Consider the following 14,331-nt stretch of genomic DNA (forward strand, 5'->3'; position numbering starts at 1 on the left):
ATTTATTCCTCCTTTGAGTCTGATTTAATAGGAATCAGAATCGATACCTTCGTGCCTGCATCTTTAGTTGATTGAATCTCTATCCGTCCCTCAAGCAGCTCCACACGTTCCCTCATACCAATCAAACCGTAGTGGCTGCCTTTTTCAATCTTCCTGTCAATATGATCCACCACAAATCCGACTCCGTTATCGATGACAACGATCTTCACCATCTGCTGCTGATAGGTCAGCTCCAACGAAACATGAGATGCTTGAGCATGCTTCAGCACGTTAGAAAATGCCTCCTGCACCAGCCGGTAAATCGCGACCTCCATACCGGAAGGCAGCCGGGCATCTTTGCCAATCAATTCAAACTTGGTATTAATCTTCGTTTTTTCTTCGTAATCCTGTACGAACTTGCGCAAAGCGGGAATTAATCCGAGGTCATCCAGCGCCATAGGACGAAGATTGAAAATGATTTTCCGAACCTCTTCAATGCCTCCCCGAACCTGACCCTTCAAATCCACAAGTTCTTCCTTAACGGAGGAGTATGCCTGTTTTGTCAGCATACGTTCCGCAATCTCCGTTCGCAGAACGACATTGGCCATCGTTTGAGCCAGACCGTCGTGTATTTCCCGGGCAATCCGTTTACGCTCATCTTCTTGGGCCAAAATGATTTTCAATCCCAGCAGCTGCCGGTTTTTGGCCGACTCCAATAGACGGGTCACCTGGTTCAGATCGCCCGACAAATACTCAAGCACTACGTTTACCTGGGTGACGACAGACTCTGCACGCTCCAGCTGCTTGTCCACGTTCTTGACACGCTTCTGCAGGTCATCTCTCCTCGTCTTCAGGTAAAGCTCTTTTTCCCTGTACATGGCAAGCTGAGTCTGCATCGTCGTCGCAAGCTCGTAAGCCGAGCGAATGTCTTCCTCCGTAAAGCGTTTAAAATCACGGCTCACCTCCGTCAGACGGATGCGAGCCTTACGATATTCCATCTCACAGTGATCGACCATGTCAATGGTCTTGGAGGTTTCCTCTAGAACTTGCTGCAGCTCGTAATTTAATGCATTGCGCTCTGACCGAACACTTTCACAGATTTCGAAAATCTGGTATTTACTACTCTCCATGACATCAATCGCATTCTTAATTATGCGGTCTAAGGCATCCCCTTGCATTCAGTCAGGTCTCCTCTTCAAAATATCCTTGTCGGAGTCTGTAGAGGATATGGGGCTCAGTACAGACTCCTAGCAATATAGTACCATATTTCGCATGGTTTGTAAGAGGAGTTAGGAACTATTATTGTAGTGTAATATGCTTGGTTTTCTCGTCCCAAGTCACTTTCCATCCAAGGTTTTCAGATAAAATCCGCAGCGGCACGACCGTTAAGTTGTTCATAATCGTCGGGGCTACTTCCGCGGTCACCCGCTGGCCGTTTGCAATCAATTCAGGACTATCTACCCAAAGATCAATCATTTTATTGCCTCGAATGACCGTTACCTTTCTCTCCTGATCATCCCAGCGAACCTCGCCGCCCAAAGCATCGGTAACAAAACGGATCGGAATGAGTGTATTGCCGCTTACAATGACCGGTGCCTGCTCTAATGTCATGTTCTTGCCGTTGACCGTTACTGCCGTTTTATTGATAGTCAGGCCAACACTGTTCTTGGAAGGCGTCGATACCTGCCCTTTATATGTGAACATAATGTCGTCAATGGCAACCGTACCTTTAGCTGCTCTTTCATCCTGACCAATCTCATCGTCAACTACATATACACTCTTTACGGAAATCGGGTATTTTAGACCTAAGCCGGACAAGTCCGCGGAGACCAGCTTCCAGCCTTTCCAATCGATCCGCGGTGCAAGCTCCACATAAAATATTTTGCCGCTGTTATCTTTAATTTCCGTTTTGAGTGCATTCAGGCTCTCATCGCCGTTCACCTTCATCTTAATAAACTGAGGCTCGCCCTCGATCTGAATCCCTGTGTCCATTTGAGCGTAAGCCCACTTCGTACCGGTTCCTTTGGTAAAATCATAATTCAGCTCAAGATACTTGTTATTGCTTGAATCCGGCTTAATATACACCGATGCTGTGACTTCCTCCGGTTTTGCAGCAGACATTGTCATGACCGCATAATTGTCCAGATCGTACCACATCTTATCTTGTCCGACCGCGATTGCTGCTATAGTGCTGTAACCGTCGTAAGTGGCAATAAGCTGTGCTTGAGATACGCCCGCTAAGCTGTCCACTTTCATGACGCCGTTTTGGATAACCGCTTTAATGCCGCTGACTTCCCAATGGATCAATTCCGGCGGAACCTCTCTGGTTTTTCCTGAGCGGGTTGTCGCAATTACCGGCAACCGGTACGATTCCCCTTCGGTTAAAGCAAGATTGTCCACGCTAATCTTGAGGCTTGCGATCTGATCTCTTCCAACGACCTCTACCTCGGAGGTTTGACTTCCTGATCCGGAGGCTGCGGTTACTTTGACCGTGCCGGTTTTGATCGGTGTAAAAATGTTATCCTTAAACGATCCGTACGCCGGATCGACGGACCACTTGGCGCTAGCCGCTGCTTTACCTGCATCCACGACCGGATTATAGTATTCGTCATATGCCTTGAAGCTTAAGGGTGCCTGTTCATTTAAAAATAATATGGGCGGTGCCTGAATGACCAAGTCCTTGACGGCACCCTGCGGCGCTAGAGAGTACACTCCGACACCGTTAACAACCAGCCGCTGAATACCGGTCTCCGTCTTGTTCACAAGTACAGGAGCTGTTTCTCCAAGCGGACGCGCAACCATCTGTGTCGAACCGCCGCCGTCCAGGTTCATCCCTTTCCATACGCCTACTTTAATCATGAACTGCTGAAGCTCCGTCATCGTCAGACCTTTGCTGTCGCCAGCGTTATCGGCTGTAATAATATAGGCCGTTTTCATGTCTTTGGAGTAACCGATAGCCGTTCTGGAACGAGTGCAGCACAGACTGGCGACTTCACGGGAAAAATCCGTCGGCTGGCCGCCGTCAACAAGAATCGTATGACCGCCTATCATCATTTTAAAATTTTTCGTATCATACGTTTTACTAGCATCCTGAGGGAGAATCTGATAATTATAATTTAGCGGATCGCCGACCTTCATATGCTGACGCACAAAATCAGCCGCTTTTCCCGACGCGCGTAAAATATATCCGTCCTTCGGAGCAATCATATCGATAATCCCATTATCGGCAATTTGTTTAATGATTCCGTTCTCAACCAATACTTCCGTAGGTACGGTAACCCCGTCATTCGAACGGTCTACCTGCCCCCACGTATTTGTATACATAAACATGGCATCGACCATGCTATGCTCGCCGCCTGGCTCAAACCAATAATACGTCTTGTTAATACCGCCCAGCGCAAACTTTGCGCCGTCCTTCGTCGTAACCGAGCCATCAAAAGTAAATAAATCAACGATAGGTACGTTATTCTTATCAATAGCAAAAGAGTAAAAACCCGGTAAATACGGTGGAGTCGCCATCAACTGCCCATTGGCAATTTCGGGTCCCATCGGTACGCCTTCCGCCTGTGTGTTATAAAAGTCTCCGTTTACACCGGCCACAGCTTTAGTTTCCGTCGCCATGCCGAGCACGCTTTGCTTCTTGGTAAATTGATTATTCGTTCCTGTCATGACATCAACTTTGATATTCGGGTTCGTCAGGTCAACCTCAATCACTTTACCATTGGTAGTGTACTCTTTATTGCTTCGTGTCGATTTCCATACATATGATTTCAGAACGGCACCCGACGTCAAAATCTCCTGGTTGGTTAAAGTAACAGTCGGCTCTGCCGCGGCAGCCGTATTCGAGATTGGCAAAAATGGCGATAATCCTATCATAGCGGACAAAATAACAGTAGATAGCTTGTACCATGCTTTATGTTTAATCACGTTGCGTTCTCCCTTCTATTTCCACTCTCCTCTATTATAGACTCCAAATCTTTCATAAAAGTTACGATACTATGAAGATAAAAATACAAGATTTACGCAAGACTTCGAGAAATGGACACAAAAAAAGCCCGACTCTCCAACGAGAATCAGGCTTTCAAATATCACTATTCCTATTATGCGAGGGCTTCCGTCTTAAGCACTTCCGCTTTGTCCGTACGCTCCCAAGGCAAATCTACATCTGTACGGCCGAAATGCCCGTAAGCAGCCGTTTGATTGTAAATCGGTCTGCGCAGATCCAATTGCTTGATGATACCTGCTGGACGCAGATCAAAGTGTTTGCGGATCAACTGAACCAGTTTCTCCTCTTCAACTTTACCTGTACCAAAAGTATCCACAGCGATGGAAACCGGTTGTGCTACGCCGATAGCATAGGCCAATTGAACTTCACAGCGATCAGCAAGTCCAGCTGCAACTATGTTCTTAGCAACATAGCGAGCTGCATAAGCACCGGATCTGTCAACTTTTGTTGGATCCTTACCGGAGAACGCACCGCCGCCGTGGCGTGCATAACCGCCATACGTATCAACGATAATTTTACGGCCAGTCAAACCGGCATCCCCTTGAGGTCCGCCGATAACGAAACGGCCTGTAGGGTTAATGAAGTACTTCGTATTCTCATCAAGGAATTTCTCAGGAACGATCGGTTTAATAACGTGCTCCTTAATATCCGCTTGGATTTGCTCCAAAGTCACTTCTTCACCGTGCTGAGTAGAAACAACGATCGTGTCAACGCGTACAGGTGTGTCACCATCGTACTCAACTGTTACTTGAGTTTTTCCGTCAGGACGAAGGTAAGGCAAGGTGCCGTTCTTACGAACCTCAGACAGACGGCGAGACAGTTGGTGAGAAATCGAAATCGGAAGCGGCATAAGCTCAGGTGTTTCATTCACCGCAAAACCAAACATCATCCCTTGGTCGCCTGCACCGATAGCTTCGATCTGCTCGTCCGTCATTTGACCTTCACGGGCTTCCAAAGCTTTATCAACGCCTTGTGCGATGTCAGGAGATTGTTCGTTCAAGGATACCAATACTGCGCAGGTTTTAGAGTCAAAACCATATTTAGCACGAGTATAACCGATATCATTAATTGTTTGACGAGCAATCGCTTGAATGTCTACATACTCCGATTGGCTCGTAATTTCACCAATTACGAGAACTAACCCTGTAGCTACAGAAACTTCGCAAGCTACACGAGCGTTAGGATCGTTTTTCAAAAATGCGTCAAGTACCGCATCCGAAATCTGGTCGCAGATTTTATCCGGATGTCCTTCTGTAACCGATTCAGATGTAAATAAGCGTCGACCGCGTGGAATAGACATACTATCGACCTCCTACAAGTAGTATTCATAATTATTAATAAAAGTACACATACAAAAAATCAACCTTTTCCGAGTGGAAAAGGTTACATTCGCACTTTCCGTCATTAAATTATCTTACTGGATTTGTCGAGTACTGTCAATAAAATTGCGATGAGTTCCCAAAAAATTAACATTCAAAGATCTATACTGTTTATTATAATTTACGCTTACAGGTTAAACATCATTTCCTCAGCTTTTCGGATCAAGCGACTTGTAATGGCCCCGCCTACGGCTCCTGCGTCTCTGGATGCAATGTGGCCCCAATAATCTTCCTTGACCGACTGTGCAGGAATAGCGCCTAGCTCTGTTGCAAATTCCACATTTGCATCAGCGAATGCTTTACCCACGGGTAGTCCCATCTCAGCAGCAATCTCATACTTGAGTACATCCAATGCTTGATGACTCTCCGGCACAACTTTTTTTGATTTAGCCATGAAGTGCACCTCCTAAGTGATGTACTGGTAGTATGTCCTTACGAAGGAGCTGAAACCGTATAAACCATTGTCAGATTGGGTAAAATTTATGATGTAGCCTTGGATCCGTCAGCATTCATTATCATGTAGCTTCCACGAACCATAACATAAATCTCAATCTTCGATTTAGGATCCGGCTTAATGCCTCGTCCTTCGCGAGGAACGATAAGCAGATGGTTCAGTTCCACCGGAGCTCCTGCAGTTATGTCCTTACCTATTGTGACATCGGCTAGTCCACTGTCATCCGAACTAAACACAGTTACTTTTCCTGTACGCACAATAATTTCTGATCCTGCACCGCCATAAAGGGATTGGCCGGGCTCCAGCTTAATGACATCAAGTGAAGCCGAGCCCTCCGCTGCCGGAGCTTGTACACTAGGAATAGATGGCTCTGGTGAATTTGTTGTAGGAGTAGTGGTGCCGCTGCCGGATCCCGAAGAGCCTTTCCCTCCTTGCTGCTTGGAAAGCTCATCTGCTATGTACTTGCTAATATTTTGCTCAAAATAACTCTTCGTAATGACAGGATCATCTACTGAACCTGGCTGCACTGAAGACGTGCCGCCATCAGCGCCTGCTGTGACAATGGTTGCTGCCCATAGGAGTACTCCGGACACGACAATCTTGATTCGTTGATTCGACATGCTTCACCTCTGTAGTAAGTTTGATGTCTATTAAGTATAGCTTTTTGAGATAAAAAAAGAAGACCCCGAAGGGTCATCTTTTAGTAGAGATTAGTTAGCAGCGCCAGTAACTGTCACACCAAATGCAGCAGTTACACCACTTGGTGCGATAACGTTAATTGTGAATCCAGAAACGTTAGATGCACTATTGAAGCTAATTTGACCTGTAGAAGGATCAATAGACACATCATTTGTAGTACCGCCAGTGATATCGGAGATGTAGAAGTTCAAGTTCAACACATCATTTGTATTTTGTCCAGTACCGTTAGCTTTAATCAAGAATTGATCAGCTGCATTAAGTTCTTCGTTAGTAGCACCAGGAGTGAACTCAGATACAACTTCATCACCAAATTGATCTTTTACAGTAATTTTTTCTGCAAGCTCTTTGGACCAGAGGTATTTGCCATCAATACTGTTACGGTCAACAGTTTTATCTGTTTTACGCAACGCAATGCTAGCAACAGCAGGACCTTCATTTTTAGTTGTTACATCAATAGTTTTGGATTCTTGGTCGCCTTTAGCGTTTCTATACAAGACACTAATTTTTGCAGTACCAGCTTCCAAACCAGCAACAAAGTTCTGTGCACCATTAGGAACATTAGCTACCAATGGATTGTTAGAAGTAACCGAGATAATCGAGTTAGCTGTGTTGGAGCTATACAAACCGGATGGTACTGCAACTTCTTCACCATTAGTCTTTTTAGCTCTCAGCTTAACTTCTTTTGTAAGCTTCTTATAGTTGTTGTACAAGTAAGTAGCTCCACTTACATTACCGTTAGCTACACCTTTGTTGTTCACATCGAAATAGTCATCAGCAGCAAGAATTGTGTTGTTTACACCTTTATCCAAGTAAGCTTCATAAGTCAGCTTGTTCTCAGATTTGCTTGGATCGATACGCTCAATCGTAGTGGACAATGTATCAAGCTCAATTTCTTTACCTGCATTTGAACCTGTTTTAGGAATTTTGATAAGTGTTGCTTTCAAAGTCCAAGTTCCTGTTGGAGAATTTGGAGTGGAATAGAATTTGAAAGACTTATCAAAGAAGTTATCCCATGGATCCAAAGTAGGATCTTTCACAGCATCAGTAGTAAAGAGAGGGAACTCTGCATATGTCGTTCCAGTCACCGTGGAAAGCTTAAATTTACGATTATTAGCATCAGATTTTTCTTTAGATGCCAGATATACATCTTCGCCGTTTTGTACTGTAGATGTTGGAGTACCAGAGTAAGACAATTTCACTTTGTAATCATTATCAGGATCAGTGGAATATTTCATCTCTGTTCCATTTTGATCGTAGATTTTATATTTCAATTCAGTATCAGTTCCACCTACAATGTATTTCTTAGGCGTAGTGGAGAACTTGATGCTATCAGCTTGACGAGCATCACTTACGGAGATATTCAGAGTAGCACTAACCTCTCTGTGATCTTCCAAGGATACTGTAATCGATTGGGAGCCTTTTCTATCTACGCTGGAAACAACGAGATATCCTTTGTAAGCACCTGTTGTGGCAATTTCCGCATTTTTGCTACCGCTCTTACCAAGTGTTAGACCACTAGTAGAACGAATATCAAATTTGCTGTCTTTATCGCCGTTGCTATATGCATCAACGATATCATCCGCATCCAGCAATTCACCCTTAGAATCTCTTGCAATCAAAGGAATATAGAACTTTTTGTCAACATCCTCATCACCAGTAAGTTCATCGCCCTCAGCCAAAGTATAGTTGTAAGAGCCGAACTCAACAGTTGCAGGGATTTTAGATGCATTTACATGAACTGTCTTAGTAGCAGAGTTACCACCACGCGCATACACAGTAATAGTAATATCTTTTTCTTCGTTGTTAGTCGAGCGAATTTGCATATCAGCAGCAGTGTCGCCGACAACATCATCTACGAATGGATCATTAGGTCTGTCACCAGTACCAGGACCTTCTTCGAGATCATTATCAGAGAAATTTACAGATACATCATCGTTCAAAACACTCTTATCTTCAACACGGAAACCATATTGGTCATAAGCTTTAATGTCCAGATAATTGTTAGTGCTGTTTGCTTCGATGTTATCAATTTTCACACCTGCAGCGTTGAGCAAATCGCCAATTTCCACTTTAGAAACGAGGGACTCGTCACCAACAGTAAAGATCTTATTAACTTGAACTCCGCTATCTTGGTGCATAACACTGATAGAAATTCTGTCATTTCTTTCAGTACCTTCTTCTTCACTTAGAAGAATCGCTTGTTCACCAGCGACATTGCTGAAAGTACCACCATTTACGCGAATATCAAAGTTGCTTGCATTCAAGCTTGTCTTTGCACCGTATTGGTTAGTTGCTTTGAAATCAATGCGTACCTTTTGAATCAAGTTGTCATTTTTGTCTCTCGTCAAAGGAATTGTATCAGAAGCTGTCAAAAAGTCGATTTTCGTGATTTTTTCAGGCGTTGTTGTTACGGAAGCAGTTTTCGCTGCATCATCAATGTTATCCAAACCACTGATTGTAACATCAAACTTGTTGTCTTGGAATTTCGATTCAAAAGTCAAAGTTGCTGTAGTTTTGTCATCGCTCCAAGTAGTAGTGTAGCCAGAAGTCACTACATTACCATCTTTCTTAACTTCTACTTTCAAGTTTTTAGCAGCATCTTCGGAAAGAGCGCCGTTCAATTGAAGAGACAATACATTAGCGTCAGTAGCTTTCAAAGAAGAGATAGCGTATTTGCCGCTGAATACTGGTTTGTATTGTTGTTTAGCTTCGTAAGATCCAAGAACCAGCAGATCACGAGTTGCTGCGGAAGTACCACCGAAAGTACCGTCAGTACCACTGGACAACAATTTCAATTGAAGTGCCAGAGCAACATAACCTTTAGCCCAGTCGGAAACTGTTTTGTCGCTTACGCCTGGAGTTGCTTGAGCTTCAGCATCTTTACCCAATCCACGGATCAAGAAAGTTGCCAGTTGTTCTTTAGTAACTTCACCAGCTGGGTTGTACTCGCCAGGAGCATAACCATCAGTGATGCCTGCTGCTTTAACAGCTTCGATGTAAGGAAGAGCGTATCCGTTAGCTGGATCGTCAGCTTGAACATCTGTGAAGCTGGAAGTTTTCAAGGAAGTGTCAACTTTCAATTTGAAGATCAACGCTGCAACTTTAGCGAATTGAGCGCGGTTCATTTTGTCTTTCAGACCAAATGTGCCTTCGCTTACGCCGTCAAATACACCAGCGGAAATCATTTCGTCAAACTTAGCTTTAGTAGCTGCATCCAGATCTTTCAGATCGCTGAAATCAGCAGACGATTTTGCAGCTTCTTCGCCAAATGCTACGGAAGAAAACATAGAGAATGCCATAGCAAGGGATAAAATTGTAGATAAACTTTTCTTCATAACCTTTTTTTCTCCTCCTCGAATATCTTTCGGTTTTTGAGAGTTTTGTTTAAATAAATTAGAGCTCGATTCCCTCATTAGCCGATTCACCCCCTTCCCAGAGTTGAGCGAATTAAGTATTATTAAGGTCTGCAACGTATAATATTGCAGAAACTAGTAAACAATAAAATAGTAAGTTAGACATTCGCATGCCCTCATACATTATACACCGCAAAGCTAGAGTGGTAAAGAGTTTATTTTGTGAAATAGTTCCAATAAATCCTTACTCCTACCGGCTTTGTTTGTGTTTTCAATGTATTAAACGCAGTGCATTTTAAAAAGTTGCGCTCCTTCGAAAAAACTTTTTTCGTTTTTTTCGAGTCGCCTCGTCGCTCAACTCAAGGAAGCTTTACGCGCCGTCTATCAACTCGGTATGTCCTATCGCTTACGAAACCTAGTATACAATGATCTATCAGTTGCGTCATTACTTATTATTTTCCATTGTTCGAACTCATTAAAGAAACCCGCGAGCGATGCAGTGCAGCCCACGGGTTTTTAAGCGTTAGTTACTTAGGTATTTTCTTAAGCTGCTTCAATACGCGGACTGCAATTGCAGCGGCTTGCGCTCTAGTGAAGTTGTCCGTCGGAGAGAACCTGTACGTTTCTTTCTTCTGACCTTCTAGGAGCGTATTCGCAATCCCATCGATATAGCCTGCTTTTACAGCAGCATCCACTGCAGGTCTTGCGTAGTATTCAATGCTGTTGGCATCGGTAAATTGCTTTTGCAAAGCAGCCAGCACTTTGGCGTCGTCGCTGTTCATCTTGAGATCTGCAGCTCTAGCCAGCATAACGGCTGCATCCTGACGCGTAATCGGCTGATCATGCCCGAAATAGCCCTCATTCGAGCCTCTGGCGATCCCCGCCCTAGCAGCTGCTTCAATATGCATGAAATCGTAAAGGCCGTTACTGTTCAAGGAATTGCCTCTGCGGACATCACTGAAGGTTCCGTCATAGTGCTGCGTATCATCTTGGTTAACTACACTCGTGCTCTTGTTTTCCAATGGAATATCAAAAATATCGACTAATACAGAGACAAATTCCCCGCGTGTGATAGCCTCATCCGGTCTAAACTCTTTCGGGAAGGTATCCTTGTTTCTCATGATTCCTTTGGAATACATAATATCAAGGTAATCGCGTGCCCATGGATGGCCCGTAACGTCTCTGAAGCTTGAATCCATGTACATGACCTGATAGTACCCGAACGAATCTACAGGAACCGTAATCGTATTTTTCTTCGGATCCACTACGCCCCCGATGTTTCTCCATTCCGTATTACCCGGAGAGTTGTAGTCACCGTTATTATTTGTATAGTTAGTGAAATGGTATACCGTCAAGTACTTCCAAGCATCGTCGCGAATGCTGTCATCATATTTGATTGTCAGCTCACCGCGCTTGGTCGGAACGACTTCGTCCCGAATATCCCTGTTATAATACTCGCCTGATCTGTACGCGCTATTCTCATCCTGCTCGTAAGGAAGGCGTCCAGAGCCATACATAGCTTCTTTCAAGTTCTCTGTGGACTGATCGTCTGCAATCGTTCCCGCATCAATCCAATAACGTTTACTTGCCGGTCTGAAATGCCCTGTCGGCTCATTCAACTTATCTTTGTAACCACGGCTTTCTTCAATTTTGTCGACCCGTCCATCCAGGTTGCTGGCAATACCAAATAAAAGACTGCGTTCCGATGTGATGTATTGATTTTCAGCAAACAGTTCATTTCTCATAAGCTTCGTGTCTTTAGGAAAAGACAGCTCCAGCTCACCGCTGAACACCTTCATTTTGGAGGCAAGCTTGGCTTTATACTGGCCGCCTTCATTCGGTGTATCTACATTATATAAAATAAAGCTTCCGTTTGTTTTGGCAGTGCCTCGTACGACGGTAAACTTAATTTCATTTTTACCGGCTTTTAAATTCAAAGCTTCATACTTAAACAGATCTTGACCATCTGTAGTCTTGGTCTTAACCGCCTCTTCTTTTCCAATTAGAACCGAGTCAGCTTTATCTGCAAGAATCTCAATCTTTTGAAAGTTCTTATTAATATTCGCTTGATCTACGCCATCCAGGTTTTTAATAAGATCCGGTTTTAAAATTTGATAAGACAACGGCTCTTTGGAAACTGTAATTGTACGCGAGGTGGATGCCCCCGATACGGTTGATACACTTAAATTAAAGCTGTGTACCCCATACTCCGTTTCTCCAATCGTCAGGTCTAAAGTGAAATCGATATAGTTAGGCCCCGCCGTAGTCGATAATGCAGGATTCGTTGAAGTCGTCGAACCTGGTTTGGTGTAATTGATTTTGATTTCCGATGGCTGAGCGTTATACACCCGACCCTTTAAAGTTAACTTGGTGGAAGTGGTCGAATAAGTATCCGGCTGCGTGCCCTTTTTATATTTAGGGTCGTTAGACAGGAAATCCAAATAATAAGAATCAATATAAGGAAGCTTATTTCTAAAAACAAAGATATCGTAGCTGCTTTGTACAACCGATCCCCCGATACTGATTTCGAACCGAAGGGTTTTCTTGCCGTCCGTTGCAAAAGCATTAATGAAATCTTGGTTTGGTGTGACCGTAAAAGCACCTGAGTTATCGGCATTAAATTGTAGTGTGGATGTGATATCCATATCATTAAGATATAGCTTTACCAGATTGCTAGCTACTGCACTGGACGGATTCGGCAGGTTTTTAATACTCCCCGTAATCATTGCCGGCAGCGGCTCCGAACATCCTGTAGTGCCTGTAACTCCACAAACCACTTGACCGTCATAAATTTCATTCAGCAATACATAGGCTGTTCCGTTAATCGTTAATTGATAAGATTTTTCGCCGGCCGTGAATTTATCCGTGCCGCTGTACGGAATCACCTGAATCAGGTTCGATCCATCTGTAACATTAATAAGATCAATGATCGCTTTATCGTCCGTCGTTGGGTAGTTGCCATAAAGCGTACCGTTAATATACACATCTACGCTTGTAGCATGCGGCGCATTGACTTGTAATTTGGAAGGCAGCACATTGATCTGAGTCGTTCCGACTTCAACAAGACTTTCCCATTTGCCTGGAACAGTCTCCCGTTCTACCGATTGAACGTAGGGATCGTTTGTCTTTACAAAGCTGAAAGTAAACTCGGAGGTCTCAACTTGCTTTGAGCCGTCACGCGGAGTAAAGGCCACGTAAATTTTTTGAGATCTCGTACCGACGTTAACGGGCAGATCGATCTGCACGCCATCGGCGATATATTTGCCATCCGGGTCACTGTATCGTCCTGTAAAGCTATGGGCTGCAGGGTCATTAGAGTTGAGCGTGCCGCCTCCAACTGTCGTTACACTGTTTGTCGCAAAATCATAATGAACCTTATAGTTGTTTACCAAATAAATATCAGCATATACGTAATCAGTTACCGAATTATTGAACGTATCCTTTGATAAGGCCGTTTTTAATAGCGCGGTAAACGTAACATTACGATTACCCTCTGTCTCGATGGTCGGAGTCTCTACAAGCGCTTTCGAAGCCGCCCCGTGGTATTCGGATACTCTGGCATTAAATGCAAATGCCTTACCATTGTCATATACAAACTTACGCTGCATCAAATAGGAATTCACATCGTTAGCGGAATAAAAAGAAACTTTATTGTCGCCAGGAATCAAATTCAAATCATTCGTTCTGCCTGTGTTAGCAATATAAGTGAACTTATTACGGTAGAAGCTGGTCGGCTGATAATCGTTACCGTTAAATGTAGCTTCAATCCCATTCGCATTATTGGCATTCCCTGTGATAGTCACACCCGTATAAGGAGGATTCTTCGGAAACATCCCCGTTCCATTAAAAGGGTACACCACATCGACTAAGGGATCCCCGTTAATCTGCAAATCGGAAATGTTCGTAGTAGAAGTATAGTATGCCCATGCAGGAACAGAACTAATAACCGTCGTATCTTGACCAAACTTTAAAGTGATTTGATTCAAGCCGTCAGTTAAGTAGACGTTATTAAAAGAAATTTCTTTTAAGTTCGAAGCATTTTGTACCGGCTTGTTGGTCTTCTCTTCATACGATATTCCTGTCGTTTTATTCGTAACTTGATAATAAACGTTCTTGACCTGATCATCGGCAATCCCATCGACAATAGCGGTAATGGTAATTCCGTTGGTCGTGAACTGGTCTACATTAGCGGAGGCCACGTTCCTAGGATCCTCTGCGCTTACGTAATTAAACTTCACGATAGTCAATGCGGCGGCAAAAGCCGATAACGGTGCCACTAGACTCAACATCATGGCTAATATCAAAGAAACGCTCAGCCACTTGAATTTCATCCGTTTCAATGTTTGTTTCCTCCCTATGTTTGAATTCCATTGCATGTCTGTTTAATGATTATCGAGCTTCGTTTCTCCCCCCATAAAAAAAGTTACGTGTACTTTAATTATCGGCTGCAACCTTTGAAAA

General features: G+C 43.8%; 7 protein-coding genes. All 7 read right to left on the bottom strand.

Annotated elements, in window-relative coordinates; genetic code table 11:
• Positions 1-2 precede the first annotated feature (2 nt).
• Entirely contained in the window at positions 3-1,157 is a 1,155-nt protein-coding gene (locus ACHHV8_RS36155) for a sensor histidine kinase (protein ID WP_395164247.1), read from the bottom strand.
• 121 nt (positions 1,158-1,278) lie between these two features.
• Entirely contained in the window at positions 1,279-3,906 is a 2,628-nt protein-coding gene (locus ACHHV8_RS36160; RefSeq protein ID WP_395164248.1) for a stalk domain-containing protein, read from the bottom strand.
• A 173-nt stretch (positions 3,907-4,079) separates the two neighbouring features.
• Positions 4,080-5,285, bottom strand: a complete 1,206-nt coding sequence (gene metK / locus ACHHV8_RS36165) for a methionine adenosyltransferase (RefSeq protein WP_395164249.1) — start codon at positions 5,283-5,285, stop codon at positions 4,080-4,082.
• 206 nt (positions 5,286-5,491) lie between these two features.
• Complete coding sequence (locus ACHHV8_RS36170; protein ID WP_395164250.1) at positions 5,492-5,758, bottom strand: alpha/beta-type small acid-soluble spore protein; 267 nt, start codon at positions 5,756-5,758, stop codon at positions 5,492-5,494.
• A gap of 86 nt (positions 5,759-5,844) precedes the next feature.
• Positions 5,845-6,438, bottom strand: a complete 594-nt coding sequence (locus ACHHV8_RS36175) for a hypothetical protein (RefSeq protein WP_395164251.1) — start codon at positions 6,436-6,438, stop codon at positions 5,845-5,847.
• 90 nt (positions 6,439-6,528) lie between these two features.
• Positions 6,529-9,930: an S-layer homology domain-containing protein gene (locus ACHHV8_RS36180; protein WP_395164252.1), complete on the bottom strand. Its 3,402-nt coding sequence runs from the start codon at positions 9,928-9,930 to the stop codon at positions 6,529-6,531.
• A 467-nt stretch (positions 9,931-10,397) separates the two neighbouring features.
• The gene (locus ACHHV8_RS36185; RefSeq protein ID WP_395164322.1) at positions 10,398-14,201 is read right to left on the bottom strand and encodes an S-layer homology domain-containing protein; all 3,804 of its coding nucleotides are present in this window, start codon (positions 14,199-14,201) and stop codon (positions 10,398-10,400) included.
• Positions 14,202-14,331: the final 130 nt, after the last annotated feature.

Source organism: Paenibacillus sp. TAB_01 (assembly GCF_043945595.1).
Taxonomy (GTDB): Bacteria; Bacillota; Bacilli; order Paenibacillales; family NBRC-103111; genus Paenibacillus_S.

Bases quoted from the DNA above. Each gene is read 5' to 3' on its own strand.
- ACHHV8_RS36175 (WP_395164251.1), bottom strand. From the start codon at position 6,438: ATGTCGAATCAACGAATCAAGATTGTCGTGTCCGGAGTACTCCTATGG.
- ACHHV8_RS36185 (WP_395164322.1), bottom strand. From the start codon at position 14,201: ATGAAATTCAAGTGGCTGAGCGTTTCTTTGATATTAGCCATGATGTTG.
- metK (WP_395164249.1), bottom strand. From the start codon at position 5,285: ATGTCTATTCCACGCGGTCGACGCTTATTTACATCTGAATCGGTTACA.
- ACHHV8_RS36170 (WP_395164250.1), bottom strand. From the start codon at position 5,758: ATGGCTAAATCAAAAAAAGTTGTGCCGGAGAGTCATCAAGCATTGGAT.
- ACHHV8_RS36180 (WP_395164252.1), bottom strand. From the start codon at position 9,930: ATGAGGGAATCGAGCTCTAATTTATTTAAACAAAACTCTCAAAAACCG.
- ACHHV8_RS36155 (WP_395164247.1), bottom strand. From the start codon at position 1,157: ATGCAAGGGGATGCCTTAGACCGCATAATTAAGAATGCGATTGATGTC.